Origin of the sequence: Acinetobacter sp. ANC 3903 (assembly GCF_002135315.1) — a bacterium.
Classification (GTDB): domain Bacteria; phylum Pseudomonadota; class Gammaproteobacteria; order Pseudomonadales; family Moraxellaceae; genus Acinetobacter.
Map to the genome: position 1 here is coordinate 103,724 of NZ_NEGA01000005.1, position 26,309 is coordinate 130,032.

Consider the following 26,309-nt stretch of genomic DNA (forward strand, 5'->3'; position numbering starts at 1 on the left):
AAATATTGATGCACATTTTAATAACAAAAAATCATGATGCGATAATAAAAATGTAACTCATCAGTCTTTAAAAATGAATTCGGCACTGAATTTTCATTCAATGCCGAATAAATAGGGTCTTTGTACTGGTTTTAGCACCATGGTCTTAAAGCAAACTTAATAGGTATAAGATGCAATTGCAGTCGCAATCGCCTTGTTTTCATCATTGACCAAGGTCATGCGCATGGTGCAGCCTTTACGGCCTAAACGCAAAGTCTCAGCGCGGGCAGTAAATGACTGGCCACGACCGGGTGCCAGATAATCGACCCGCATATCGACCGTTGCTAAACGGGTGACTTTTTTGATGGTTTCGGGTAAATCGTCAGCATTGGCCTTTTTATACAGCTCTCCCATAGCCACAATACCACCCACACTGTCCAGAATGGTCGCTGCTACACCGCCATGCAGAATCTGGAAAGCTACATTGCCAATCATATAAGGCTGCATTTCGATATAGGCTTCAATCTGGCCATCTACGACCCGCATGGTCATAGCATTATGCTGAAAGAAAGGAGATTTATTAAAAGCTTTGCATAACTGGTTCAGCACTACATCAATATCAACTTTCGAGCCTAAGTGAATGTTACCAGTCCAATTTTTCTCTGCTTGCGTCATAGTCTGCCCGAATTACCTAGATTGAATAAAAAAATGAATACAGTCGCCCTAAACTCAAATTATGAGTCTACAATAGCGGCTAGTTTAATACTGATCATTGAGATTGTTATGACTTATACGTTCAATCGTCCAGCATTTCCCGCTACCCGCATGCGCCGTATTCGTAAAAATGACCAATTACGTGCCATGGTTCGTGAAACCCAGCTGACGACCGATCATCTCATTTACCCAGTATTTGTACTTCCGGGGCAAAATCAAACCCAAGATATTCCAAGTATGCCAAATGTTCAGCGTCTTTCGGCTGACCTATTGGTTAAAAAAGCACAACGCTTACTGGAACTTGGGGTTTCTAAACTGGCTTTATTTCCAGTCACACCACAAGAAGATAAAAGCTTAACCGCCGAAGCAGCCTGGCATGAAAATGGCCTGGTACAAAACACGGTTCGGTTACTGAAAAAAGAATTGCCAGAAATGGTACTCATCACTGATGGCGCTTTAGACCCCTATACCACGCATGGTCAGGACGGCATCATTGATGACAGCGGTTATGTACTGAATGATGAAACTGTTGAATGCCTGATTAAACAGGCACTCAGTCATGCCGAAGCAGGTGCAGATGTGGTTGCACCGAGTGACATGATGGATGGCCGTATTGGTGCGATTCGTCAGGCTTTGGAAGCTAACGGTCATATTTATACCAACATCATGGCCTACTCGGCGAAATATGCTTCCAGCTTCTACGGTCCTTTCCGTGATGCAGTCGGTTCATCGACTAACCTGAAAGGGGGCAACAAATACAATTACCAGATGGATATTGGCAACCGTGCCGAAGCGCTGCATGAAATTGCCCTGGATATTCAGGAAGGTGCAGACATGGTGATTGTCAAACCGGGTATGCCTTATCTCGACATCGTTCGTGAAGTAAAAGACAACTTTGGTGTGCCTACTTTCGTGTATCAGGTCAGTGGTGAATATGCCATGCTGGCTGGCGCCATTCAAAATGGCTGGTTATCCGACAGCGTAATCATTGAATCACTGATGAGTTGCCGCCGTGCCGGTGCAGACGGTATCTGGACTTATTTTGCCGAAGAAGCAGCGCTTAAACTCAAAGACATGAAATAAGGATTAATGGCACAAGCGATGAAAATTGCCATCATTGGAGCAGGCATCAGTGGTCTGATGACTGCACTAGAGCTTGTGGAACAGGGATGTTCCGTAACTATTTTCGATCAACAGCAAGCCGGTAAAGCTGCCTCTTGGGCGGGAGGTGGCATCCTCTCCCCGATGTATCCCTGGCGCTATCCGCAAGCAGTCAATGAGTTGGCGCAATATGGCAAGTCGCTCTATTCTGCATGGAATGAAAAATTAAAACCGGTTTCCGGAGTTGATTTTCAAATCCATGAAACCGGGTTGCTGATTTTTGACGAAACTGATTTTGAAATGGGCTTAAATTATGCCAAGCAATTTCAGGAACCGATGCAGCAATGTGAATATTTACAACACGAGCAGATTGAACAGGTTAATCCTTTTATCAATTCAAAATTCCAGCAGGCGATTTATTTTCCCCAGATTGCCAATGTCAGAAATCCGCGTTTACTGCAATCCATCACCGCCTATTTAAAACAACATTCCCAAGTCGAATTTATTGAACATTGCCCAATTGAGCAGTTCAATATCACCAATGGAAAGGTGCAGTCCGTAGCTGCTCAAAATGGCAAAACTTATGATGCAGATCAGTTTGTTATCACCACCGGCGCTTGGTCGCAGCACTGGTCTGAACAACTGGAACTGGAAATTCCGGTACATCCTGTTCAGGGACAAATGGTGCTGTTTAAAACCCCTGAAAACTGGTTGCCGACCATGTGCATGAACGATGTAATGTATCTGATTCCACGTTTAGATGGCCATGTAGTCTGTGGTTCCAGCATGGCCAATTGTGGTTTTGATACCACCCCCACCGCCGCAACCAAAGACAAGATTTTACAGGCCTGTTTTGAAATGGTGCCTGAACTGGCCAATTTCCCGATCGAAAAACAATGGGCGGGTTTAAGACCGGGTTCCCCCACTGGTATTCCTTATATTGGCAAAATGCCGAATCTGGATAATCTCTGGGCCAACTTCGGGCATTTCCGTAATGGCTTATGTATGGGCCCAGCCTCTGCACGATTGTTAAGACAGCTGATGCTGCAACAACCCACGCTAGTCAATCCTGAACTTTATAGTGCTACACGACTAAAATCCGAAACTGCTTTAACCGCTGACTAGAATATCCTGCAACGCACTTTTTAAAGTCGGATACTTAAACTCAAAACCGGCCTCTCGCAGGGCTTTGGACGATACATACTGACCATTCAGCACCAGCTGCGACTGTTCACCCAGCATCCAGCGCAACACAAAACTGGGTAAACAAAAAAATGGTTTCCGTTTCAGCATCTGTGCAGCTGTTTTGGCAAACTGTCCTTGTGAGACTTTTTCCGCTGCGACCACATTAAAAATCTGCGCGGATGTTTCATGCAGCATTAGAAATTCAATGGCACGCAGCACATCCTGAATATGCACCCAAACCACCGGTTGCCGCCCGTGGCCAATTTGCCCCACCAGATTGAGTTTTATTGGCAATAACATGCGTGGCAGAATTCCGCCATTTCGGCCAAAAACAATGCCCAGACGAATAATCCTGGTTTGTTGCTGCGCGAAACTTAAGGCTGCATGTTCCCATAACTGGCACAGTTCCGACATAAAAATCGCTTGTGGCATCGACTGTTCGGTACAGATGGTGGACCATTGTTCCGTCGGATCAATACCGTAATAACCCACTGCAGAACCTGAAATGATCCGTTTTGGAAAAATCTGTCTTTTCTCCAGATAGCGATAAAGCTGATGCGTGGTTTCAACCCGGCTCTCAATCAGTTGTTGCTTGCGGTTGGCTGTCCAGCGTGCCTTGGCAATGCTTTCACCGGCAAAATTGATCACATAGTCAATCCTATCGGTTTTCAGTTCTTCTAAATGCTGAATCCAGGTGAGATCAGGATGCCGTGAAATCTTATTCTTCTGGCGGGTCAGCCCAATTACCGCATAATCACGCGCCAGTAAATAAGGCAGCAAATGCGAGCCGATAAAACCGCTTCCACCGGTAATCAATACACATGCTTTTTGCATTGGATAAGCACTCGTGTTTTTCTTATCTATAGATCAAGCTCAGTACAAATTCAAGCGTACATCAGTTGAGCGCATGTTGACGCGTTATTCGCCAAACATTTTTTTGGCCATACGCTGTGCCTGTTTGCCATAAAACCAATAGGTCAAAAGATAAAGCGGGATGGCAATCAATAAAAGCATAATCAGCACAATACTCATAAATTGCGGATTTTTGAGATATAAAAGAAAATTCTGCCAAATTTCAGGATCATTCTTGGCAAAAAGCCCAATGCCCAGCAGTAAAAAGGCCAGGTTATAGCCCCAAAAAATTGCCGTGAATCCCAGAGTGATTTTTTTGCGTTCCTGATCGGTCGGTGCACGTCTCTGTTGCTTTAAAAACTTATACAGCACTAAAATCATTGCAGTTAAATAAGGCACGATGGTCAAAATTCCACCCATGCCGGCTGGCAGTAAAGCAGCCAGTACGCCGCAAATACAGGTAAAAATAAAACAAAAGAAAAAAAACCATAAAAAATATCGATTTAATGACACGATGTACCTGCATAAACAACTCTTAGAGCTTCAGTATAAAAAAAAATGAGTTTTTTTTCATTTTATTGTCAACCAATCTGTAAAAGCCTGCGTTATATAGGGTACGAAGTTCATAAACCGTTAATTTGTACCGGCATCCACAATATTTTCGGTGAACTTTTCTAAAGCAATAAACTTAGTTTCAGGTTTTAGTGCGGAACAGCAGCCCAAGCTAAAACTTGCAACAGATTTTTTGACCGACGATTTCATCATCACTCGAATCGTCGGTCTTTTATTTTGTAGAGTTTATTTTACCCGTGGTTCATTTTAGATAACATCTACTCAATTTTAATTATAAATGTCTGGCTGACATCTCATCTCAGATCGACAAAAAATATTAAATGATTAAACAATCATTCTGTTTAAGCCAAAACCTGAAATCATTTCATTCCAAAGATTAACTTTAAACCCAGCAAAGTCATGATTCCACCCGCTGCACGGTCAAAACCGGCTTTAAATTTTAAATAGACACGGCGTGGCTTTTCTGCCGACAAAGCAACTGCAACCAGTGAACACCAGCCTGCATCAATAAAGAAGCACAGAATGGGTAACACAAAATAATAATAGGTCGGAATTTCTTTGGGTAAAAGTGCAGTAAAAATACTGGCCAAGACAATCGCAATTTTTGGGTTGGAAAGCTGGGTAATTAAGCCTGTGGTAAATGCACGGCGTAGTGACATTTGCGCTGCTGAATCATGGCCAGATTCAATTGGCTCTTTGGCATGTTTAATAATTTTATAAGCCATCCACAGTAGATATAAGCCACCACAGATTTTTAAAGCCAAATAGGCTGACGGCACTGCCAATAAAAAAGCCTGTAATCCAAGCACGGCCAACAAGCCAAAAATGGCAGCCCCTGTACCTGTACCCAAAGCCGTAAACAAACCGTGCCGACGTGAAATTGCAATTGAATTTTTAGCGACATACATTGATGTCGGTCCAGGACTCATTGCACCTAATATCAAGGCAAATGCAATTGAGCCCAAAATCCAAAATGATTCCACAAATACACCTGTTTAAATTAATTTCGCGGCAATTTTACAATTTAAAAAGCTGAATATCTCCCGGTATTTCACCTCTTTTTCACAATTCCACCGAATAATTCACTAGGCATTTACAAAATTGCCTATAGAACCACTAACCAAGCGAATTAAATCCCTCATTAATGAGAAAATAGATGAGCATAGCTGCTGTATAGCGAACGACATTTGGGTCTGGAAAAGAGCGTTTAGCTTGAAAAAAAGATAAGCATAATTCGTCTAACATTCGCAGCATTGGATCCATTTTAGTGGCAGTCCACAAAACCGGAAAATGAAAATCAGTACATTATTTCGGTACAATAACTTATAGATGCTAGATGCATATAGATTTAGACCTGCCAGTTGGCAGGTCTAGCTTGATTTAAAGTTCGGGATTAAAACTCAGCTCAGTTTATTCTTGAGCCACTGGCTGAATTTCACGCGCGCTAAGCTGAGAAAGCCGATAATCTTGCTCATACACAGGAACACCACCAATAATCATGCTACGGACTTCGGTTTTCGGCTTGTTATAGTCATTTTTGGCATCGCAAGCAGTCATCAACAGCAACATGCACAGCGATAAACCTACGGATAGCGTCTTCATCACATATCCTCTTTTTCATCCTTGTTATATATTTTAGATTAACACTAATGAGTATTTTTCGATCATTTTTTTATGCTTTTAATTCAATTTCTTAAGATATTTTTACAAAATAAATATCGCTAGTAAAATTTACCATTCACAGAAATATCCATTCAAAATTTAATTCAATACACTGACTGATAAAAAATTGAATATCTTGACTCTAACCTGTCTGTCGCAATCTCCATAGATACACGCGCTTAAGAAATAATATTGCTATAGGCAAAAATATTTTGCGTACAATAGCTTTGAATATTCCAGGATCATGATGAAATGTTTGATCGTATTACACAGTCAGTCACTTATCAGCAACTTGAGCTGAATGCACCCGTTACAGTGACCGTGAAGCGATTGGATCAGATTCATGCTCAAATTTCCGGCAACAAGTTTTTTAAACTGAAATACAATTTTCTGGATGCAGAACAGCAAGGACTTAAAAAAGTCCTGACTTTTGGTGGCGCTTATTCCAACCATATTGCCGCCACCGCTTATGCAGCACAGCTGTTCGGCTTTGCAAGTATTGGGATTATTCGCGGTGAAGAACTTAAAGATAAGGCACTCAATCACACCTTGGCCACGGCGCAGCAACTGGGTATGCAATTGCATTTTGTCTCCCGACAACACTATCGTGAGAAAAACAGTCCCGTATTTCTAGAGCAACTGCAACAGCACTATCCAGAGTATTACCTCATTCCCGAAGGAGGAACCAATGCGCTTGCCATTCAGGGCTGCAAGGAAATTTTAACTGCCGAAGACCGGCACAATTATGATGTGATCTGCTGTGCCGTTGGAACAGGTGGAACAATGACAGGACTGATTGAAGCAAGTTCCAACCATCAGCACATTCTCGGATTTTCTGCGCTAAAAGGTGATTTCCTCAAGTCGGATGTGCAGCAATCGACCAGCAAGCAAAACTGGCAAATTAGCGATGCCTATTGCTGCGGTGGTTATGCCAAGACCAGCCCTGAACTGTTACAGTTTATGCAGTCTTTTCAAAACCGGCATCATCTCCCATTGGAACAGGTCTATACCGCTAAAATGATGTATGGATTGATGGATTTAATTGGCCAAAACCATTTCCCGGCAGGCAGTCGCATTCTGGTCATTCATACTGGCGGCCTGCAAGGTCGGCATACAAATGCAGATCCATCCTGAAATTGCACGCAAAATTGTCTATAATGCCCTGCTTTTATCTCCCGCAGGTTGCTCATGTCTACAAATCAGTATGATGTCATTGTTTTAGGTGCAGGTGCATCAGGTCTGATGTTGGCATTTATGGCAGCACAGCGTGGCCGTAAAGTTTTGGTACTGGAAAAAGCCAATAAAGTTGGCAAAAAAATTCTGATGTCGGGTGGCGGTAAATGCAATTTTACCAACCTGTACGTAGAGCCTGAAAACTATATTTCACATAACCCTCATTTCGTGATTTCTGCACTGAGCCGTTATACCAACTGGGATTTCATTGGCTTGGTCTGCGAGCATGGTATTGAATATGAAGAACGAAAACACGGACAGCTATTTACCTTAAATGGTGCCAAAGAAATTTTGGCCATGTTGTTGAAGGAATGCGAGAAAACCGGTTTGGTCGAAATTAAAACCAGCTGTGAAGTCAAAGCAGTAACAGCGGTTGCAGATCAGGGCTTTCAAGTCGCAACGACTCTTGGTTATTTTCAGGCTGAATCGGTGGTTGTGGCGAGCGGTGGTTTATCTGTTCCTACACTGGGTGGTTCAGGGATCGGTTATGAAATTGCCAAACAGTTTGGCCATCATGTTCATGCTACCCGTGCAGGTTTGGTGCCCTTTACTTTTAGCGACCAGTTCAAAGAAGTGACCACACGTTTAAGTGGTAATGCAGTCGATGCTACCCTATCCAATGATTTAAACAGTTTTACTGAAGCCTTGCTGTTTACCCATCGTGGTTTAAGTGGCCCAAGTTCGCTGCAACTTTCCAACTACTGGAATGTCGGACAAAGCTTTCATATCAACTTCCTGCCTGATCTCGATCTGGTGGATTTCTTTAAAGCCAAAAAAGCCAACCAGCCTAAAGTGTTGCTGCGTACTCTATTAAATGAGCATCTGCCAAAAAGTGTGGTGCTGGAACTGCAAAATTTAATCTGGACAGAGTCTGCCGATACCGCGATGGGTAATTTAAGTGATGAAAAGTTAGAACAGATTGCCAAGCGTCTGCATCAGTTTGAAGTGAAACCTTCAGGCACTGAAGGCTACCGTACTGCAGAAGTGACTTTGGGTGGTGTCGATACCACAGAAGTTTCATCCAAAACCATGGAAAGCAAGAAGCAGCAAGGCTTGTACTTTGTCGGTGAAGTGCTGGACGTGTCTGGTCATTTAGGTGGTTTTAATTTTCAATGGGCATGGGCGTCTGCACATGCCGCATCGCAATATGTTTAATTCATTCGCACTGAATTATTCTAAATAATCGGTACGTAAAATTTCAATATTCTGTTTCTGCTGCATACGCACAATTGCTTGATTCATCTTTGCAACTGCTTGTGTATGTTGGCAGTCTTGTTGGAATGTTTGACCAAATAAATCAAAAAACTTCTTAACTAACATCATAATTTCCCCTCAATAATTATTTATACGTCCTAGTATAGAATGATGAATATTTCAAGAATATTAAAACTAAGTCTTTATATTCTATAAATATTGCAATTATATTTAGCATAATACATGCCAACAATCGAGCATTTATTGATTATTTTTCATCTGAATGTTCGGCTAAATATTCTTGATATTCCTGGCTTCTCTCTTGAGGCTCAGCTTTAGATTTGGCAAATACAAATTTATAGGCACTAATAAAGAATCCAGCCGTAATGCCAGCGATCACAATTGGTGCAAGAAACTTGTTCGGTTCTCTTTTACTCATTTAAATCTTCTGTTAAGAATTAAGATTTAGTGAAAATTCGTCTATCGTTGCGTCAATCATTTTTTAACTAATATCAGGCTCGAAATAGAAAATTTAGTCATGCTCACTGACTGCTTCATAATGAGGAGCAACAAAAAAAAATGCTCATCCCTTGTGCACAAACAAAGCAGCGCTTTGTTTGTGCTCATGTGGCCGATTTTCTGATTCTAGCGATTATTTTTTATCATCGCTGGAGCCAGAATTATTTTGACCTTTGTCGTTATTGATATCGACATCGGATTCTTTTTCACCAGTAGATCCAAAAGGATTATTTTGTAGCGGCTGATTAGGATTAACATTCAGCGAATCGGGAACACCGTGATCAGAAATTGAAGGTTTATTTGCTGGAGGGTTGGTGCCCTGTCCTGAAGTTTCTGGACCATGTTCAGTAAATTCACGTGCAGCCAGAGCAGAGACTGAATTTGAATCTTGCTCTGAAGTGATTCGGTCCGAATTTTCCTTATGCAAAGGATTAGGTTCCTTCGCATCTTTTTTGCATTTATCAATTAAGTCATTCAGCACCTGTTCTGCAGGCTGACGTCCACCTAGACCAAAGGCCAATGCAAACGCAACGGCAACCGCACCCAGTGTTAGACCAAAGGCCAGATTAACGATGGAGTCGGCAATACCCATTGCACGCAAGCCCATGGCAATTACCAGGCCCATAATCAAGATACGGACCAGATTGGCCAGCCAGCGTGAACTGTTGTACTCGCCCCGTCCAATCACTTGAGCCACCAGATTGGCCAGCCAGAAGCCGATCATCAGAATGACTGCACCCAATAAAATATTGGCACCAAACTGGATAAACATCGAAATCAGTGCACTGATCTGTTCAAAACCCAATCGGTTTGCAGCTTCAGATACTGCAAACAGCATGGTGAAGAACACAATCAGATAGCCAATGATTGTAGAAACCTTGGTTTCACCCAGGAAGCGCTGTGCATCCATTTTGGCGGGAATTTCATCTACTCCTGTTCCAGAAACGACATCGACCACCAGATTGGCAACGAAACGGGAAACCACATAAGCCAGAATCAGGATCAAGCCAGCTGCAATAATGTGCGGAATGGCATTCATAATCTCATACAGCATGGCTGTGGCAGGCTGCGAAATTGCCGCAATACCCAAAGCTTCAAATGCAATGATTAAAGCGGTAATGATGATGACTGCAAAGATGAATGAACCGAGTACTTGCGGCAAATTGGAATTTTTAAACATGCCGATTTTTTGTGCCTGCTGTTGCAGGTTCAGACTGCGAACCAGACCTTCAACAATACCGCGTACAATTTTTGCCAGGATATAGCCAACAAATACAATTACACCGGCAATGAAGATATTCGGCAAGAATGAAACAACTTTATTCACCATGTTCTGTACAGGGAACAATAATCCGTTCAGACCCAGAATAGACAGTACAATAGGAAAGAACAGTAATAAAATCAGCCAGTAAACAATATCACTAATATTCTGGCTAATTGGGCTTACCCCCACATCCGCACTGAGTTTTTCATCCAGCTGAGTACGGTCGAGCAGTCTCTGCAAGCCTATCTTGACCAGATTGGCGATAATCCAGCCCACAAAACCTACTGCTATCGCAGCGATCAGTTGAGGGATAAATACCAGGATATTTTGCAGCATATTGCTGAACGGCCCACTCACACCGGTGAGGTTCAGTACATTCAAGGCACCAATGATCGCAATAATCATGACTACCCAAAAGACAATCCGGGAGACAATATTTTCAACATTGGAATGGTGTCCGGTGGCTCCGGAAAGTCGGCGATTGGTTTCCAGTTTTTCTAAAACTTTTTTAATGCCTGCTGCAATAATCAGAGCCAGAATCCAACCTATCAATAAAATAGCGACGGCAGCTAAAATGGGATGAAATTGATTCCAGTAATACATGGCATCAAATTCACCGCCTCTAGGGCCTCCAGAAAAATATTCATTCATACGGTTATTCCTCTTGTTATTACTTATTGATGTTCTGATGAATCGGGGGTTATGTAGAGTGTGCTCAACCTGAAATGACGGCATTAAAAACACATTAAATTTTGGTTGTTTTTTATTCAATATGAACCAGCATAAATACAACAAAAGCGCACATGAGAATGCACAAAAGCCCTAATCCTTTGCAGATTAGGGCTTTAAAAAATATGACTTAAGTTTCGAGCTATCGATTTGATGCAGTCGCAGTATTGCTGTCTGTGGCTACAGCGTCATCTGTTGCTGTAGCGGTGGTGCTGTTATTTGGTGTTGCAGGTTGGGCAGTAGGTTCAGGATGTCCTGGAGGTGCATCCTCTGCGGTGGGTTTATTATCCGCAAACATGTAAACCAGTACGGCAATGAAGAACACACCCACAAGAACTAAAATATAAACTGGCAAACGTTTCTTTTGAGATCTTTCTTCTGCGCTAGTAACATGAGGTGGTTTGTTAAAATCATGTGTCATGTTTTTCCCCTCTTTTTATCTAGTTTCCGTATTTTTATATTAACAATATCTGCTGATGGGTTATGTATAAAAGCATAGTGACATGGTGAATACATGTAAATTTTACTTAAAAAACAGTGGATGGCGAAAACTGTCTTTTAAATCGTTTTAGCACCGAAAAGAGTTTAGCCATTTGATTTTAACTTATGCCAGAGCTCATTTAATTTTACTGCTGCTACTGTTTTAATGAAGGTCTAAGGGATTTTCTATTACACTTTTTTTATATTAGGCATAATGAATTATGAGTTTATTTAGGCCCGGGTAAAATTTTAAAAAATCCAAAAAGTGATTTAAGTTACAGTTTTAAAATAAGTAAATTAACGGTTTTTTAATCGTGGTCGGTTTAACAAGATGATATGTGCTTGAGGTGCTGAAAAATCTAAAATAAGCTATAATTACGCACCTTGTTTTTCATGCTGCTTAATTTTATGGCGTATCGTCAGCAATCTGTAACGCTTGATCTGGACACTGATGTCACCCATCAATGTGGCTTGCATTACACACGTGATGAACATCTGATTGGTATTATTGAATTTAATAAACCAAGTTACATACTTAAATGGGGTGATCTGGAATATTTCCGCCGTCGTACCGAAGAATTTTCGGTGATGCCTTTCCCCGAATGCATCAATGCCATGGTGATCGACATTCGTAATATTGCGCCTTTTTTAGACAATGAAGTGCCGATTATTCCTTGGCGCTTGCTGGAAGAAGAGTGCCCGATCCGTCTGGTGGTTCCGCAAGACCGTCTTGAACATTATTCAGGTCTGTTTGAACCGACCTGGCTCACCAGCGATGTAGAAACGGCCATTCAAGAAATTCGTGAATATATTGATATGTTTGTGCATTAAAAGATGAACAATAAAAAACCTCCGCAGTGGAGGTTTTTTGTGCCTTGTATTTCCTCCCTTTCTTAAAAGGAGGTTGGGAGGGATTAATTTTTAGATGATTTACATCCGATTGAATCCCGCCCTTGCGAAGCAGTGCTTCTCACCTTTAAAAAGGGAGGAACTCTAAATGCTCTTACCAATAATTCTCTACTGCAATATTGCCTTCACCACGACGGTTCATCTTCAGACCACGTGCTTTTAATGCTTCTTTGGTATCTTCTACCATTTGTGGGTTGCCACACAGCATCACATGGCTGGTTTCAACATTCAATTGTAGTCCCACCGCTTTTTCCAGTTCCCCATTTTCAATCAGCACAGGCAAGCGGTCATGTAACGCTGCATTGGGATCTCGGGTGATAATCGGTACGAATTGAAAGCCGCTATGCCCTTCACCAAAGGTTTCTGCAATTTCCTGAATACGCTCTACATAAGCCAGTTCAGCTTCTGTTCTGACACTATAGACCAAGTGGATATTTTTATATTTAGACCAGGTTTCAAAGTCTTGTAGCATGGAAATAAAAGGTGCCAAGCCTGTACCTGTAGCCAACAGCCATAAATCCTGCGGTAACGGCAGTTGATAACGTGCCAGGGTTAAAAAGCCATAGGGAATTTTTTCCAGGTACAGCTCATCACCTACTTTGAGATGTTGCAAATTCGAGGTAAACGCGCCTTCGGGTACCACAATTGAGAAAAATTCCAGCGTTTCATCAAATGGTGATGACACTACAGAATAAGCCCGAACCACCAGCTCATCACCCACTTTTAAGCCAATACGTGCAAACTGTCCGGCGGTAAATTTGAAATGCGCAGGTCGTGTCATGGTAAAACTGAATAAGGTATTGGTCCAACGATGTACAGATAAGACTTTTTCTAAGCTAAATTTTTCAATTGACATGATTTCAACGTGGCATGAAAGACTGTGCTCATGGTAGCATGACCACATAATTTATTAATATTTTTTAAATGTTAAGGCTCTATTCATGCGCATGACTTTACGCCAGTTGGCTGTTTTTGTAGCAGTCGCACAAGAAGGCACAGTAACCAAGGCCAGTGATGCCGTCAAGCTCACGCAAAGTGCTGCAAGTATGGCTTTAGCAGACTTGGAAGATGGCTTAGGTGCTCCACTGTTTGACCGTCTCGGTAAACGTCTACAACTCAATGATTTAGGCCGTTTTTTACTCCCGCAAGCTCTGGAAATTTTAGGTCGTTGCGACGCTTTTGAACAGGCTGCCAAAGGTGAATTGCAAAGTATTGACCTGCGCTTGGGTGCAACATTGACTATCAGTGATTATCTGATGCCCGACCTGATGGCTGACTTTCTCCAGATCCAGCCGCAAGCACATTTACAGTTGCAAGTGGGTAATACCCGGCAGATGATTGAAGCCGTGAACCAGTTCCAGCTTGATTTAGCCTTGATTGAGGGTTCATGTCATCTACCACAATTACAGTGTATCCACTGGCGTGACGATGAACTTGCGGTGTGTTGTGCACCGGATCATCCGCTGGCGCAACTTGGACGTCCATTAACCTCTGCGGACTTCGAGGCAGTAGGTGTAGAGTGGATTTTACGTGAAGAAGGTTCAGGTACCCGTGAAGTTTTTGATAATGCCATTCTCAAAGATTTACCGGATGCCAATATCCGATTAACCCTCGGTCATAATGAAGCCATTCTTAAAATTGTCGCTGGTGGTCTGGGAATGTCCTGTATTTCTAAACTCGCCATTGAACCTTTACGTGAAAAAGGTCAGCTGGTCATTTTAGAAACGCCTTTCTGGCAACTGACCCGTCCTTTATTCATGTTAGTGCATCGTCAAAAATATCAGGGTCCGGGTTTAAAAGCCTTTATGAAATTCTGCGAAGAATAATTTAAAGTCATAAAAAAGCGCCAAATGGCGCTTTTTTTAGCGTCCGAATTGGCGCTCGCAAGGCTCACCATCATTATTACCATCCATTTGTGTACCTGGACAATTTCTTAAGAAGAATAATGCTTCTTCATAAGAACTCATTTGTGAACAATGCGTTCGTCCATCACATTTAAATTGTGTGGTTGCCAGCCTCACTCCATTTTGCTGATCAATACTGGCACTGATTTTTTCTGAACGCGGTTTATTGGTATTGTAAGTTTCAGCAGCTAGATTACGCTGCCCCTGCTCCGATAAAATCGCTTCTGGTAAATCTCCCAGTGCTTCTCGCTGTTGCGACACAATACGCCGTTGCTCCATGATCAACTGTTGTGCTTTCAGCTGCTCTGCAGTGCGATAATCCTGATATTTTCCATAGCCCATCACAGCTCCCACCGCCATGATGATCAATGCAATGCCGGTCAAGATTTTGCCTGTTTTGTCCACCTTTATGATAACGTGGCGAAGTAGTCGATTTTTTGCTACCCGATGGCTTGGCGGCTATGCGATCTATTGAAACAGATTGTATGTCCAGTCGCACAATACGATCGGCTTTGAATTTACCGTCATCTTCGGCAATAATAAATTTAAAGTTCTCACCGACTTTAGGTTCGATACTGCTATTTGGTACATCCTGAATGTGAAAGAACACGTCTTTCACGTCCCCATCCACTGCTATAAATCCAAAACCACGCGTAGCGTTATAGGTTTTGACTTTCCCCTGAATAAACATAAGATACTCTTTTTCATTTATATTTTTTCTTATTATAATAAAAAAGAGACTAAAAAGTCTCTTTTCCATTCAGATCATTTGCAATGATCAGCGTTTAAAGTTAGACAGCAAAGCTGAAGTAATCGACTTGTTATGTGCTGCCACTTTAGATTTTTTAGCTTTCGCAGAATTGTCTTCGACACGCTCAATTTTAACAGCTTTATATTTATCGCCATTTTGAACAACATTGAACTTCACGCGTTCGTTACGTTTCGGTTCACCATCAGCAGCTGGGAAATCTGAAATATGGAAGAATACGTCACCTTCTTCTGACCCAATAAAACCGAACCCTTTTGCAGCGTCGTATTGCTTTACTTTGCCCTGATACAATTCATCTTTCATGTTTCTGTCCTATTCTAAAAATCCATATCTACAGTATATAAAAAAGAGGCTGTATCAGCCTCTTTTTTTGGTTCTTTCAAAAATTAGTCTTTTTGAACTGAACCAAAGATTTTATCACCGGCATCGCCAAGACCTGGAACGATATAACCGTTTTTATTTAAACCATCATCAATAGATGCGGTGAAAATTGTCACGTCCGGGTGTTTTTCTTCTACTTTCTTAATCCCTTCTGGCGCAGCAACCAGAACCATCACGCGGATATCTTTACAGCCGCTGGCTTTTAATACATCAATAGCTGCAACCAATGAAGAACCGGTGGCCAACATTGGATCAATAATCATCGCCAAACGGTTTTGTACGTCTGGTACCAGTTTTTTATAGTAAGTACGTGCTTGCAAGGTTTCTTCATCACGCTCAAGACCCAGTACCGATACTTTGGCACTTGGAATCAGGTTTAAAAAACCATCTAACATGCCAATACCGGCACGCAGAATTGGCACAACGGTAATTTTTTTGCCCGCAATACGGTCTACAGTTACTTTGCCATTCCAGCCATCAATTTCATGCTCACACATCGGTAAGTCTTTGGTTGCTTCATAAGTAAGCAGCATGGTGACTTCTTGAGCAAGTTCGCGGAAGTTTTTTGTACTAATGTCTGCACGGCGTAGCAAACCAAGTTTATGTCGGATAAGCGGATGACGAATTTCATGAATAGCCACGGGAGAACACCTAAAAGATGAGATAAAAATTTCGACTATTATAAATGTTTTTTATATCTCTTATAAACAAAAAGCCCCCTAACTAAGGAGGCTTTTTGCTAAAAACTTATAGTTTTTTTAGATTAGTGTTGAGACAGCATGAAATGTAATGGAGATAAAATCTCGGCTTGGAGCGCTAACTTGATGAGTGGATCTGGGTAAACACCAATAACCAATACAGCAAGTGCCGCAGCCAACACCATAATACCACCCACTTTTTGACCCCAATGTTTATCGGCATCAATACGTGGGGTATCCGGTGGAGTCATGTACATCACCACCATCACACGCAGGTAGTAGTACAAGCCAATACCAGAACCAACAACGATCATTGCAGCAAGGAACCAGTGCTGAGTTGTTACCGCAGCCATTACCACCAGGAACTTACCAATGAAGCCCGCAGTCAATGGAATACCTGCAAGAGATAACATCATCACAGTCAAGGTTGCAGTAAGCACTGGACGACGCCAGAACAAACCACGGTAATCTGCAAGGCTTTGTGCTTCATCCACATTGTTAAACGGACTAGACATTAACGCTACAACACCGAAGGCACCAATCGTAGTCAACACATAAGTGATTACGTATACCGACACGTTACCCAAGCTTGCGTAAGTCATGCTGATTAAACCAATCAACAAATAACCAAAGTGTGCAATTGAAGAATAACCCAGAATACGTTTCAAGTTCACTTGACGCACTGCAAGGAAGTTACCCACCAAGATAGAAAGCACCGCAATAATCGTGATGATGGTTACGATTGACTCTACTAGGATTGCACCTGAAGTCAGTAAATAACGTACGAACAAGCCAATGGTCGCTACCTTGGCAACAGTTGCCAGGAATGTAGCGATTGGTGCTGGTGCACCTGCATAAACGTCTGGTGTCCATTTGTGGAATGGTGCAAGAGACAATTTAAATGCAACGGCAAACACGATTAAGCCTAGACCTAAAATCACCATTGGCTGTTTGATGGCTTGCATCAATGCCTGAACGTTGTCATAGAAAGATAACGAGCCGGTATATGCATAAATATATGCCATACCCATCAACAACATTGCAGAAGCCGTTGCTGAAAGCACCAGGTATTTAATACCCGCTTCTAAAGATTGCGAACGCTGATGTGTATAAGCCAACAGGCCGTATACAGGAATCGACATCAGCTCAAGGCTAATGAAGAACGCTGCATAGTGAGAGCTTGCCACCATGAGCATTGCACCCGCTACCGAACACAACATCAAGATGTAAAGTTCTTCACGGTTATCTTTATAGCTTTCAATATAAGCATGTGACAAGGTACAGCAAGCCAGTGCAGCAACCAGAATCACCAATTGATAAAGCAAGGTAAATGGATCAACCATAAACATGCCCATCACGTTCGACGGTGCAAAAGCACCACCGAACATCGCAATCAGGACGTATGCTGCAGCAAGGTTTAAACCGACTACAGAGGCTGTTGCAATTAAATTATGGTTACGTTTAATTGCAATAAGAAGCATCACTACGATCGCAGTTAAAGCCACGATCATCACAGGAGCTAATGGCATAAGCTCAGAAAATGACATTGTGAAGTTCATGGCTTATTGGATCTCCACATTTTGTTGAGATACGACTTGTTGAGTCGCATCGACAACTTCTTGAACTGGGATATAGCTGTTTGCTAACCACGCCATGCTTGAATTTGAAATATCAAGGAAGCTTTGTGGGTAGATACCGAGCCATAGTAGACCAAAAGCACACACTAACAAAATAACAATTTCACGCGCATTCAAGTCTTTCAATGGGTTTGTATTATGTTGTTTTTGCTCTTCATTTGGCGTACCAAACAATGCTTTGTGAATCAGGATCAAGCCGTAAAGACCTGCCAACACCAAGCTGATTGCTGCCACAATGGTGTAGGTTGGGAATTTACCGAATGAACCCATAAGAATCAGGAATTCACCAATAAAGTTACCTAAACCTGGAATACCGACAAGTGCTGCAACAAAGAACATCAAGAAGAATGAAAGGTATTGGAACTGACCACGCATACCGCCCATTAAACGTAAATCACGTGTATGTAAACGCTCATACACTTGACCACACATAATGAACAATGCAGCAGATGAAATACCATGTGCCAGCATCATGATCATTAAGCCTTGGAAAGTCAAAATATTACCCGCGTAAAGTGCAAGTAATACAAAGCCCATGTGCGAAATAGATGTATACGCAAGCAAACGTTTCATATCGGTTTGCTGGAAAGCACACCAAGCGCCGTAGAACACACCAATTAAACCAAAGATGATGGCAATGTCTGCAAACTGTGCAGATGCTGCCGGGAAGAACGGCATAACAAAACGCAGCAAACCGTATGCAGCTGTTTTAATCAAAATACCGGCCAAGTCAACAGAACCAGCTGTCGGAGCTTGAGCATGTGCATCTGGTAACCAGCCATGCAATGGAAACACTGGAAGTTTTACAGCGAAACCAATGAACATACAGATCATCAAGGCATAAGCCACTGATGGCAATTGTGCATCCAGGGTATTCGCCACACCTAACAGGTAGTTGTAATCGAAACCGATCATACCGGTCATCATGTAACCGTAGACCACCAGACCCAGGATACCGATCAGCATGATCAGGCCTGCAACCTGCGTATAGATGAAGAATTTGGTTGCTGCGTAAACACGTGACTTACCGTCTGCTCCCTTATGACCCCATAACGCAATCAGGAAGTAGATTGGTACCAGCATCATCTCCCAGAAGAAGAAGAACAGGAACAGGTCAATCGCCAGGAATACACCGATTACCCCACCTAAAGACCATAAAAGGTTCAGGTGGAAGAAACCAACATTCTTTTGAATCTCACCCCATGAACAGCCCACTGCAAGTACACCGAGTAATGCAGTCAAGCCAACCATAAGAAGTGAAAGACCATCCACCGCAAGGTGAATGTTAATGCCGAGGGTTGAAATCCACGGCAACATGAATTCGGCAGCCCAAGTTGGAACTTTTGCGCCGAGTTCATAGTTATAAGTACCCGAATTCCAAAGCGCAACGGTTAGGCCCAAAGTAATGAGCATACCGAATAGCGCAATGTAACGTGGTAATTTGTCGTTGAACTTGTCAACTAACCAGCAAATAAAACCTGCAATGAACGGTACGAGGATCAGCGCGGGTAAAATCCAGTTGTTTGTGATTTCCATCTTATTTCCCCACTACCTGAATCACGATCAGGATCATCAGTAACACCACTACACCGAGTGACATACTTGATGCGTATTCACGCAATGAACCTGTTTGACGTGAGCTGGTGAAGCTATGGCCACCTTTCACAATGGCAGGAAGCACTAACCACAAGCCATCAATCGGATCACGACCTAAAATTTTCGCGATAAGCAAATATGGTTTCACAAATACGATGTTATACAAGGCATCGAAACCAAGTGCATTACGGCAGATATTAGCAAGACCAGCACCGAATGAAGTACAGGCAAAAGCTTTTACTGCATTATATGCAAAGGCAAATAACACAATACCCACCACCAGACCGGCAAGTGCAATACCTACTGCTGTATATTCGGCACCGTGTACACCTGCTTCAAGCGCTTCAGGAATGACAAAAGCTGGAATATTAGCTTTGGTTAACGCAGCTTCTACTGGTGCTTTCAAGAAGTAAGCCAGACCAGTTGAAAGTACCGCAAGGATACCCAGCGGAGCCCAATAAGTTGCGCCTTTGATTTCGTGATACGGTGTGTTTTCTTTGCCAAAGAATACAACCCAGATTAAACGGAATGTATAGATTGAAGTTAAGAATGCACCGGCAACACCTGTCCAGTACAAGCAGTTATATACAGGAAGATTTGCAATATGGCTTTGTGCCCAAACTGCACCAAGGATGGCATCTTTAGAGAAGAAGCCGATGGTCAAGAATGGAATTGCAGCCAACGCACCGCCACCAATCGCGAAGCAGGCAAACAAGAATTTGTTATGTTTGAACAAGCCACCCATTTTGAAAATGTTTTGTTCGTGGTGGTAAGCCAGAATCACCGCACCAGAAGACAAGAATAATAATGCCTTGAAGAATGCGTGTGCAAGCATGTGGAACAGACCAGCCTGGTATGCTTCAGCACCCACAGCCATAAACATATAACCCAGCTGACTCATGGTTGAGTAAGCCAGAATACGTTTAATGTCGGTTTGAACCAATGCAGCAAAACCAGCAACAATCAATGTTACCGCACCAGTGATCGAGATAAACATCATCACTTCTGGTGTCATTTCAAGCACGGAGAACATACGGCAGCACAGGTAAACACCTGCTGTTACCATTGTTGCAGCATGGATCAATGCAGAAACAGGTGTAGGACCTGCCATCGCATCGGCCAACCATGTTTGTAATGGAATTTGCGCAGATTTACCGGCAGCACCCAAGAACAACATTAATGATGTCCAGATCGCAAGTGAATGGTCACCCGCTAAAACTTGAGGTGCATTGGCAACGATTGTTCCAATATGCAAAGTACCAAACTGTTGGTAAAGCAAGAACAATGCAATCAGCAAGAATACGTCACCAATACGGGTTACGGTAAATGCCTTGATTGCCGCAAAACCATTTTCAGGGTTTTGGTAGTAGTAACCAATCAACAGGTAAGAACATAGACCTACGCCTTCCCAACCCAAGAACAATAACGCCAGGTTATCGCCAAGAACGAGAAGCAACATGCTTGCTACGAACAGGTTGAAGTAAGAGAAGAAACGTGCGAAGTCTTCTTCACCGCGCATGTACCATGATGCAAAGATGTGAATCAGGAAACCCACACCGGTGATCATACCGGTCATGAGTAAAGACAGGCCATCTAAATGCAAGCTCATGCCCGGTGCAAAACCACCGACATTGAACCAGGTCCAAAGATGTTGAACTTGAGCCACTGAACCATTGCTTACAAAGCCCATGCCGGCAATCAGTGCAAATAAAGCAGATAAACCGACTGAACCGACACCAATAATGGCTGCTACATTTTCAGGAAGCTTGTTACGCCCCGCCGCTAAGAGGACAAAACCAATGAGCGGAAATAATACTGTTAAATATAAATAACTCATCCGCGCATCTCACTAGCAGCATCCACATCCAAATGATGGAAGCGATGGTAGAACTGAAGGACGATCGCAAGACCAATACAAGCCTCTGCAGCAGCAAGAGTTAAAATCAAGATAAACATAATCTGTCCATCTGGCTGTAACCATGCACTACCCGCCAAAACGAACGCAAGCGCAGCTGCGTTCATCATGATTTCAAGGCTCATCAACATAAATAATAGGTTGCGTCGCACCATTACACCGTAAAAACCCAGTGCAAAAAGAATGGTTGCAACGATCAAACCATGTTCTAAAGGAATGTTGCCCATTATTCTTTTTCCTCTTTTGCACTTGGTTCACGTTTACCTAAGTGGAATGCTGCAACGAGGGCTGCAAGCAATAACATTGCGGCAACTTCTACCAATAGTAAGTAGTGAGTAAAGAGCGCTGTACCTACAGCTTTAGGTCCCACAACTTGAGTGCCCATCACAGGACCTGCGGTTGTGTAATCTGAACCAAGCATCCAGACAAGCACTAAGCCCATCAGGAAACTCATCAATGCTGGATATGCCCATGCAGATGAAGTCAGCCATTTACGTTCCTGTTCAACCGTATGTTGACCAAGATTCAGCATCATCACCACAAACACGAACAACACCATGATTGCGCCAGCATAAACAATAATTTCAAGCGCACCGGCAAATGGCGCGCCCACGATCATGAACATGCCTGCTACAGCAAGCAATGACACGATCAGGCTTAATAAAGCATGTACAGGATTCGCGTTAGTGACAACACGAACCGTAGATACAATGGCCACGAGTGCCATCAAATAAAATGGCCACATCATGGTAATAAGCTCCGTACGTCAACAGGTGCACTTTCACGTTGTGCCTGACCTTTGTCTTTACCTGTAACTGCCATACCGGTTACACGGTAGAAGTTGTAGTCCGGATATTTACCAGGACCTGAAATAAGCAAGTTCTCTTTCTCGTAAACCAAGTCTTGACGAACGTATTCACTTAACTCGAAATCTGGTGTCATTTGAATTGCAGTCGTTGGACATGCTTCTTCACACATACCGCAGAAAATACAACGAGAGAAGTTGATACGGAAAAACTCCGGATACCAACGACCATCTTCTTTTTCTGCTTTTTGTAGTGAAATACAGCCCACCGGACAAGCCACCGCACACAGGTTACAAGCAACACAGCGCTCTTCGCCATCCGGGTCACGTGTCAAGACAATACGACCACGAAAACGTGGCGGAACAATTTGTTCACCTGGTACTTCTGGATAAAGAATAGTGTCACGTTTACGTGTCACGTGGCTGAAGACCATCCACAGTGAACGTACGATTGACCCGAATCCAGCTAGAATTTTATACATTTTGTACTCCCTGCTGTCCTAGGCCTGATTCATCAGAATCACAGCACCAGTCACCAACAAGTTGACCAACGCCAATGGCAAACAAATCTTCCAACCAAAGTTCATCACCTGGTCATAACGTGGACGCATTAATGAGCCACGTGCCAAGACAAACATCATCACAAAGAATGCTGTTTTGATAATGAACCAGAATACTGGTGGAATAAATGGAATTTCTAGGTTAAATGGTGCTAACCAACCGCCAAAGAATAAAGTGACGATTAATGCTGAAATAAGAACCACGTTGACATATTCTGCAACGAAGAACATACCCCATTTCATACCACCGTATTCGACGTGATAACCTTCAGCCAATTCTTGTTCAGCTTCCGGTTGGTCAAATGGATGACGGTGAGTTACTGCAACACCTGCAACAATAAAGATGATGAAACCTAAGAATTGTGGAATCACAAACCAAACATCGCGTTGTGCTTCAACAATTTCACGCATGTTGAATGAACCGGCAATTGCCACCACACCCATCAGCGAGATACCCAGGAACACTTCATAAGAAATGGTTTGAGCTGCAGAACGTAGACCACCCAATAACGCATATTTGTTATTTGAAGACCAGCCACCGAACAACACTGCATAGACTGCAATACCTGCCATTGCCATAAAGAACAACAGGCCGATACTCATGTCTGCTACGCCCATTGTTGGACTTACAGGAATCACCATGAATGAAAGCACTGCAGTCGCCATCGCAACTGCTGGTGCTAAACGGAAAGTCAGTTTGTCGGCAAACTTAGGTGTCCAGTCTTCCTTGAACATGATTTTCAGCATGTCGGCAACGATCTGGAACATCCCCCCGGGACCAACACGGTTTGGACCGTAACGGTCTTGCCATAACGCAAGTAAACGACGTTCGATGAATGACATCAACGCAGCGACAAGCACCACTACAAGCAAGATCACAATCGCTTGAACCACAGAATAAGCGATTGGCCAGTTCTCAGCCCATAGCGGTGTTTGACGTATAATTTCTTGATTCATGAATTACACTCCTACCGCGACTGAGACAGGTTCTGCAAGTGAAACCGTTGGTGCAAGACCAATTGGATAACCGATATAACCTGTAGGTAAATATTCGATCACTTGAACTGGAAGGCTAATGGTTGCCTCACCTGCTTTCACAGTAATTTTTTGACCATCTTGAACGTTTAGACGCGCAGCATCTTGCTCACCTACTGCAAACATGGCATTCGGAATACGTGATTCCATGGCCGGAGTTTTCACCGTAAATTCACCAGAAGCAAAGATATGATGCATAGGCACTAAACGGAAGCTTTCCGCATTTACAAGTACTGGTGCTGGAGCAACGAATGTACGTACAGGACGTTTAGCCAAACGATCGAATAAACGAATACCTGAATCACCGCCTTTTAAGTGACCACCCACTTGGTCTTGGAATTTGTTCCAGGCTTGTGGAGAGTTCCAGCCTGCAGACCATGCAAATGGAACCAGTGAAGATGGAGTCTGATTACCCACATAACCTTCCATAGAGAATGTTAATGCAGAATCAACATCGACTGGCTGTTTAGGTTCATGCACTGAAAGCGGAGCACGCATAGAAGTACGACCTGAATAACGACGTGGTTCACGTGCAATCTTCAAGCCATGGACACGGTAACCCGCGTCTGGTGCTACATCTTGAATAGCTTCAAGTGCAGGAACATTTTTCACTACGGATTCAATAACATCATCCAGCAATGTCCAAGAAATCGCTTTGCCTTTCACACCAGTTTCAATGGCATGCAACCAGCGCCATGATTCTTTGATCGCAAGTTCAGGTTTGTAGTAGCTTGGGTCATACACTTGGTAGAAACGTTGTGCACGGCCTTCTTGCGATACCACAGTACCATCACCTTCCGCGAAGCTGGCAGCTGAAAGCACAATATCCGCTTTCTTCACTGTTTCAGTTTCAGAGTGATCTAAAACAATCACTTCTTTGCCTGAAAGTGCAGCATTCACTTGTGCAGCTGGTAAACGACGGTAAAGGTCATTTTCAACCACAATAATGGTGTCGTAATTTTGCGCGAAAGCTTGTTCTAAACTTTGACCACCGAAGATTGCCAAGCCCATTGAGTTCACTTCAGGAACAGTCAATGTTAAGCCTGCATTATTACCCAGGTTCTGAGCCACTTGTGCAGCAGCTTCCATGATGGCAGCATCTTGCAAGCTTGTACCAGAGATGATCAGTGGTTTTTTAGCTGCTTTTAAAGTATCCGCAATGGTTTGCGCAAATGCTTTGGCATCGTCATCTAAACCAAGAATGCTTTCACCTTTAACACCAGCAGCAACCGCAAAGCCTAAACGCGCGATGTCGTTTGGAGATGCAACAACTTCACCCGTCGCCACGTCTGCTAAACGTGTTTGTGTAGCAGCAAGAATGAAGATTGGAGATTTTTCATCCTGACCAATACGTTGTACCGGTTCAGCCAACCATTCTTGGGTGCGACGTTCTGCTGCCATTTCTTTGGCTTTGTTTTTCGCAGCCTGACGAACAGACAATGCCATACGTGGCGCAGTTTGGGTTAAGTCTTCACCCAGAATCAATACAGCATCATAGCTTTCGATTTCACGCATGGTCGGGTTATAGACACCCTCGGTTTGCATGATAGAAGCTGCAAGTTCAACCAGGTTTTGCTCTTTTTGCGACATACCGGTTGAATAGTTGTCTTGACCAACAAGTTCGCGAAGCGCGAAGTTAGTTTCAAGCGATGCACGTGGTGAACCAATACCTAGAACTTTTTTGCCCTGGATATTTGCAATCACGGTGTCTAATGCCTGATCAACTGAAATAGTCGTTACGTTGGCACCATCACGTAATTGTGGTTGACGTGGACGGTCTGCACGGTTCACATAACCTGTACCAAAACGACCTTTGTCGCAAAGGAAATATTGGTTAACGTCACCATTGAAACGGTTTTCTACGCGACGAAGTTCGCCATAACGTTCACCCGGAGAGATGTTACAACCTGAAGAACAGCCTTGGCATACGCTTGGCGCATACTGCATGTCCCACTTACGGTTATAGCGTTCAGAGTGAGTTTTGTCGGTAAATACACCTGTAGGACAAACTTCAGTCAAGTTACCAGAGAATTCAGATTCTAAAGTACCTGATTCTGGACGACCAAAGTAAACTCGTGATGCACTTGCGTAAACACCAAAGTCTGTACCACCCGCATAATCTTTGTAGTAACGCACACAACGGTAGCACGCAATACAACGGTTCATTTCGTGAGAAATGAATGAGCCAAGCTCCTGGTTGTAATGGGTACGTTTAGTGAAACGGTAGCGACGACGGTCATGCTGAGTCATCACAGTCATATCTTGCAAATGACAGTGACCACCTTCTTCACACACTGGACAGTCATGTGGGTGGTTGGTCATCAAGAATTCAACAATCGAAGCACGGAAATCTTTTGCTTCTTTGTCTTCAATCGAGATGTAGGTATTGTCAGAAGCAGGTGTCATACATGACATGACCAAACGACCACGGGTATCTTCCGGATTCGCGTATTGAGTCACGGCACATTGACGGCAAGAACCGACAGAACCTAAGGATGGATGCCAACAAAAGTATGGGATATCAATGCCAAGACTCAAACATGCTTGTAGCAAGTTTTCCGAGCCGTTGACTTCATACGATTTGCCATCGACATGAATTGTAGCCATAGTCGAAT

At 43.1% G+C, this 26,309-nt stretch carries 27 protein-coding genes and 1 pseudogene; 6 read left to right on the forward strand and 22 right to left on the reverse strand.

The window, feature by feature from the left end; all coding sequences use genetic code 11:
* Positions 1-156 precede the first annotated feature (156 nt).
* Positions 157-654: a thioesterase family protein gene (locus B9T29_RS05010; RefSeq protein WP_086174859.1), complete on the reverse strand. Its 498-nt coding sequence runs from the start codon at positions 652-654 to the stop codon at positions 157-159.
* A gap of 108 nt (positions 655-762) precedes the next feature.
* On the opposite strand from B9T29_RS05010, the gene hemB reads away from it, so the two are divergent.
* Both hemB and thiO read left to right on the forward strand, forming a co-directional pair.
* Positions 763-1,776: a porphobilinogen synthase gene (gene hemB / locus B9T29_RS05015; protein WP_086174860.1), complete on the forward strand. Its 1,014-nt coding sequence runs from the start codon at positions 763-765 to the stop codon at positions 1,774-1,776.
* Positions 1,777-1,794: 18 nt separating this feature from the next.
* Positions 1,795-2,919, forward strand: coding sequence for a glycine oxidase ThiO (thiO, locus tag B9T29_RS05020; protein WP_086174959.1), 1,125 nt, complete (start codon positions 1,795-1,797; stop codon positions 2,917-2,919).
* Here thiO and B9T29_RS05025 read toward each other — a convergent pair.
* The 5 genes from B9T29_RS05025 to B9T29_RS05040 form a co-directional block, all read right to left on the reverse strand.
* Complete coding sequence (locus tag B9T29_RS05025; protein ID WP_086174861.1) at positions 2,905-3,813, reverse strand: TIGR01777 family oxidoreductase; 909 nt, start codon at positions 3,811-3,813, stop codon at positions 2,905-2,907. The genes thiO and B9T29_RS05025 overlap by 15 nt on opposite strands.
* Positions 3,814-3,897: 84 nt before the next feature.
* Positions 3,898-4,347: an ABZJ_00895 family protein gene (locus B9T29_RS05030; protein WP_086174862.1), complete on the reverse strand. Its 450-nt coding sequence runs from the start codon at positions 4,345-4,347 to the stop codon at positions 3,898-3,900.
* A gap of 117 nt (positions 4,348-4,464) precedes the next feature.
* Positions 4,465-4,596, reverse strand: coding sequence for a hypothetical protein (locus B9T29_RS16720; RefSeq protein WP_265733360.1), 132 nt, complete (start codon positions 4,594-4,596; stop codon positions 4,465-4,467).
* Between the two features lie 167 nt (positions 4,597-4,763).
* The gene (locus B9T29_RS05035; RefSeq protein ID WP_086174863.1) at positions 4,764-5,387 is read right to left on the reverse strand and encodes a LysE family translocator; all 624 of its coding nucleotides are present in this window, start codon (positions 5,385-5,387) and stop codon (positions 4,764-4,766) included.
* 427 nt (positions 5,388-5,814) lie between these two features.
* A complete protein-coding gene (locus B9T29_RS05040; RefSeq protein ID WP_086174864.1) occupies positions 5,815-6,006 on the reverse strand; it encodes an NF038215 family lipoprotein in 192 nt (63 codons plus the stop codon).
* Positions 6,007-6,318: 312 nt separating this feature from the next.
* On the opposite strand from B9T29_RS05040, the gene B9T29_RS05045 reads away from it, so the two are divergent.
* Both B9T29_RS05045 and B9T29_RS05050 read left to right on the forward strand, forming a co-directional pair.
* Entirely contained in the window at positions 6,319-7,200 is an 882-nt protein-coding gene (locus tag B9T29_RS05045; protein ID WP_086174865.1) for a 1-aminocyclopropane-1-carboxylate deaminase/D-cysteine desulfhydrase, read from the forward strand.
* Positions 7,201-7,254: 54 nt separating this feature from the next.
* Entirely contained in the window at positions 7,255-8,454 is a 1,200-nt protein-coding gene (locus B9T29_RS05050; RefSeq protein ID WP_086174866.1) for an NAD(P)/FAD-dependent oxidoreductase, read from the forward strand.
* A gap of 15 nt (positions 8,455-8,469) precedes the next feature.
* Here B9T29_RS05050 and B9T29_RS16245 read toward each other — a convergent pair whose 3' ends face one another.
* From B9T29_RS16245 to B9T29_RS05060, 4 genes are all read right to left on the reverse strand, one after another.
* Entirely contained in the window at positions 8,470-8,622 is a 153-nt protein-coding gene (locus B9T29_RS16245; protein ID WP_171262957.1) for a hypothetical protein, read from the reverse strand.
* Positions 8,623-8,761: 139 nt separating this feature from the next.
* Positions 8,762-8,932, reverse strand: coding sequence for a hypothetical protein (locus tag B9T29_RS16250; RefSeq protein ID WP_171263978.1), 171 nt, complete (start codon positions 8,930-8,932; stop codon positions 8,762-8,764).
* 213 nt (positions 8,933-9,145) lie between these two features.
* Positions 9,146-10,927 (reverse strand): mechanosensitive ion channel, encoded by a 1,782-nt coding sequence (locus tag B9T29_RS05055; RefSeq protein ID WP_086174867.1) that lies wholly within the window; start codon positions 10,925-10,927, stop codon positions 9,146-9,148.
* Positions 10,928-11,147: 220 nt separating this feature from the next.
* Positions 11,148-11,426 carry a hypothetical protein gene (locus tag B9T29_RS05060; RefSeq protein ID WP_086174868.1) on the reverse strand — a complete coding sequence of 93 codons (279 nt, stop codon included), beginning with the start codon at positions 11,424-11,426 and terminating at the stop codon, positions 11,148-11,150.
* 467 nt (positions 11,427-11,893) lie between these two features.
* Here B9T29_RS05060 and B9T29_RS05065 point away from each other — a divergent pair, with 467 nt between their 5' ends.
* Complete coding sequence (locus B9T29_RS05065) at positions 11,894-12,316, forward strand: hypothetical protein (protein WP_086174960.1); 423 nt, start codon at positions 11,894-11,896, stop codon at positions 12,314-12,316.
* Positions 12,317-12,488: 172 nt separating this feature from the next.
* On the opposite strand, the gene B9T29_RS05070 is transcribed toward B9T29_RS05065, so the two are convergent.
* Complete coding sequence (locus B9T29_RS05070; RefSeq protein ID WP_086174869.1) at positions 12,489-13,250, reverse strand: ferredoxin--NADP reductase; 762 nt, start codon at positions 13,248-13,250, stop codon at positions 12,489-12,491.
* An 85-nt stretch (positions 13,251-13,335) separates the two neighbouring features.
* Here B9T29_RS05070 and gigC point away from each other — a divergent pair, with 85 nt between their 5' ends.
* Positions 13,336-14,220: a LysR family transcriptional regulator GigC gene (gene gigC / locus B9T29_RS05075; protein ID WP_086174870.1), complete on the forward strand. Its 885-nt coding sequence runs from the start codon at positions 13,336-13,338 to the stop codon at positions 14,218-14,220.
* Between the two features lie 36 nt (positions 14,221-14,256).
* Here the strand turns inward: gigC and B9T29_RS16815 are convergent.
* The 11 genes and pseudogenes from B9T29_RS16815 to nuoG form a co-directional block, all read right to left on the reverse strand.
* A pseudogene (locus B9T29_RS16815) lies at positions 14,257-14,989 on the reverse strand (cold shock domain-containing protein).
* An 87-nt stretch (positions 14,990-15,076) separates the two neighbouring features.
* Positions 15,077-15,370: a cold shock domain-containing protein gene (locus B9T29_RS05085; RefSeq protein WP_086174871.1), complete on the reverse strand. Its 294-nt coding sequence runs from the start codon at positions 15,368-15,370 to the stop codon at positions 15,077-15,079.
* Positions 15,371-15,453: 83 nt separating this feature from the next.
* Positions 15,454-16,089: a uracil phosphoribosyltransferase gene (upp, locus tag B9T29_RS05090; RefSeq protein WP_086174872.1), complete on the reverse strand. Its 636-nt coding sequence runs from the start codon at positions 16,087-16,089 to the stop codon at positions 15,454-15,456.
* A 122-nt stretch (positions 16,090-16,211) separates the two neighbouring features.
* Entirely contained in the window at positions 16,212-17,705 is a 1,494-nt protein-coding gene (nuoN, locus tag B9T29_RS05095) for an NADH-quinone oxidoreductase subunit NuoN (RefSeq protein WP_086174873.1), read from the reverse strand.
* A gap of 3 nt (positions 17,706-17,708) precedes the next feature.
* Complete coding sequence (nuoM, locus tag B9T29_RS05100; RefSeq protein ID WP_171263984.1) at positions 17,709-19,313, reverse strand: NADH-quinone oxidoreductase subunit M; 1,605 nt, start codon at positions 19,311-19,313, stop codon at positions 17,709-17,711.
* Positions 19,314-19,320: 7 nt separating this feature from the next.
* Positions 19,321-21,216 carry an NADH-quinone oxidoreductase subunit L gene (gene nuoL, locus B9T29_RS05105; RefSeq protein WP_086174875.1) on the reverse strand — a complete coding sequence of 632 codons (1,896 nt, stop codon included), beginning with the start codon at positions 21,214-21,216 and terminating at the stop codon, positions 19,321-19,323.
* The gene (gene nuoK / locus B9T29_RS05110) at positions 21,213-21,521 is read right to left on the reverse strand and encodes an NADH-quinone oxidoreductase subunit NuoK (RefSeq protein ID WP_004651041.1); all 309 of its coding nucleotides are present in this window, start codon (positions 21,519-21,521) and stop codon (positions 21,213-21,215) included. The genes nuoL and nuoK overlap by 4 nt, the downstream gene beginning before the upstream one ends.
* Positions 21,521-22,039, reverse strand: coding sequence for an NADH-quinone oxidoreductase subunit J (nuoJ, locus tag B9T29_RS05115; RefSeq protein ID WP_171259646.1), 519 nt, complete (start codon positions 22,037-22,039; stop codon positions 21,521-21,523). The genes nuoK and nuoJ overlap by 1 nt, the downstream gene beginning before the upstream one ends.
* Positions 22,039-22,581, reverse strand: coding sequence for an NADH-quinone oxidoreductase subunit NuoI (gene nuoI, locus B9T29_RS05120; protein ID WP_086174877.1), 543 nt, complete (start codon positions 22,579-22,581; stop codon positions 22,039-22,041). Before nuoI ends, nuoJ begins: the two co-directional genes overlap by 1 nt.
* Positions 22,582-22,599: 18 nt before the next feature.
* Positions 22,600-23,616, reverse strand: a complete 1,017-nt coding sequence (gene nuoH / locus B9T29_RS05125; protein WP_086174878.1) for an NADH-quinone oxidoreductase subunit NuoH — start codon at positions 23,614-23,616, stop codon at positions 22,600-22,602.
* 3 nt (positions 23,617-23,619) lie between these two features.
* Complete coding sequence (gene nuoG / locus B9T29_RS05130) at positions 23,620-26,301, reverse strand: NADH-quinone oxidoreductase subunit NuoG (protein WP_086174879.1); 2,682 nt, start codon at positions 26,299-26,301, stop codon at positions 23,620-23,622.
* Between the last annotated feature and the right edge of the window lie 8 nt (positions 26,302-26,309).

What these genes read in the sequence shown, in the direction of transcription:
- nuoH (WP_086174878.1), bottom strand. Translation starts at nt 23,616, where the DNA reads ATGAATCAAGAAATTATACGTCAAACACCGCTATGGGCTGAGAACTGG.
- nuoL (WP_086174875.1), bottom strand. Translation starts at nt 21,216, where the DNA reads ATGAGTTATTTATATTTAACAGTATTATTTCCGCTCATTGGTTTTGTC.
- thiO (WP_086174959.1), top strand. Translation starts at nt 1,795, where the DNA reads ATGAAAATTGCCATCATTGGAGCAGGCATCAGTGGTCTGATGACTGCA.
- B9T29_RS05055 (WP_086174867.1), bottom strand. Translation starts at nt 10,927, where the DNA reads ATGAATGAATATTTTTCTGGAGGCCCTAGAGGCGGTGAATTTGATGCC.
- nuoK (WP_004651041.1), bottom strand. Translation starts at nt 21,521, where the DNA reads ATGGGCAACATTCCTTTAGAACATGGTTTGATCGTTGCAACCATTCTT.
- nuoN (WP_086174873.1), bottom strand. Translation starts at nt 17,705, where the DNA reads ATGAACTTCACAATGTCATTTTCTGAGCTTATGCCATTAGCTCCTGTG.
- B9T29_RS05025 (WP_086174861.1), bottom strand. Translation starts at nt 3,813, where the DNA reads ATGCAAAAAGCATGTGTATTGATTACCGGTGGAAGCGGTTTTATCGGC.
- B9T29_RS05040 (WP_086174864.1), bottom strand. Translation starts at nt 6,006, where the DNA reads ATGAAGACGCTATCCGTAGGTTTATCGCTGTGCATGTTGCTGTTGATG.
- B9T29_RS05070 (WP_086174869.1), bottom strand. Translation starts at nt 13,250, where the DNA reads ATGTCAATTGAAAAATTTAGCTTAGAAAAAGTCTTATCTGTACATCGT.
- B9T29_RS05010 (WP_086174859.1), bottom strand. Translation starts at nt 654, where the DNA reads ATGACGCAAGCAGAGAAAAATTGGACTGGTAACATTCACTTAGGCTCG.
- nuoI (WP_086174877.1), bottom strand. Translation starts at nt 22,581, where the DNA reads ATGTATAAAATTCTAGCTGGATTCGGGTCAATCGTACGTTCACTGTGG.
- B9T29_RS05045 (WP_086174865.1), top strand. Translation starts at nt 6,319, where the DNA reads ATGTTTGATCGTATTACACAGTCAGTCACTTATCAGCAACTTGAGCTG.
- B9T29_RS16245 (WP_171262957.1), bottom strand. Translation starts at nt 8,622, where the DNA reads ATGATGTTAGTTAAGAAGTTTTTTGATTTATTTGGTCAAACATTCCAA.
- hemB (WP_086174860.1), top strand. Translation starts at nt 763, where the DNA reads ATGACTTATACGTTCAATCGTCCAGCATTTCCCGCTACCCGCATGCGC.
- B9T29_RS16720 (WP_265733360.1), bottom strand. Translation starts at nt 4,596, where the DNA reads ATGATGAAATCGTCGGTCAAAAAATCTGTTGCAAGTTTTAGCTTGGGC.
- gigC (WP_086174870.1), top strand. Translation starts at nt 13,336, where the DNA reads ATGCGCATGACTTTACGCCAGTTGGCTGTTTTTGTAGCAGTCGCACAA.
- B9T29_RS05060 (WP_086174868.1), bottom strand. Translation starts at nt 11,426, where the DNA reads ATGACACATGATTTTAACAAACCACCTCATGTTACTAGCGCAGAAGAA.
- B9T29_RS16250 (WP_171263978.1), bottom strand. Translation starts at nt 8,932, where the DNA reads ATGAGTAAAAGAGAACCGAACAAGTTTCTTGCACCAATTGTGATCGCT.
- B9T29_RS05085 (WP_086174871.1), bottom strand. Translation starts at nt 15,370, where the DNA reads ATGAAAGATGAATTGTATCAGGGCAAAGTAAAGCAATACGACGCTGCA.
- nuoJ (WP_171259646.1), bottom strand. Translation starts at nt 22,039, where the DNA reads ATGTGGCCATTTTATTTGATGGCACTCGTGGCCATTGTATCTACGGTT.
- nuoG (WP_086174879.1), bottom strand. Translation starts at nt 26,301, where the DNA reads ATGGCTACAATTCATGTCGATGGCAAATCGTATGAAGTCAACGGCTCG.
- B9T29_RS05065 (WP_086174960.1), top strand. Translation starts at nt 11,894, where the DNA reads ATGGCGTATCGTCAGCAATCTGTAACGCTTGATCTGGACACTGATGTC.
- B9T29_RS05050 (WP_086174866.1), top strand. Translation starts at nt 7,255, where the DNA reads ATGTCTACAAATCAGTATGATGTCATTGTTTTAGGTGCAGGTGCATCA.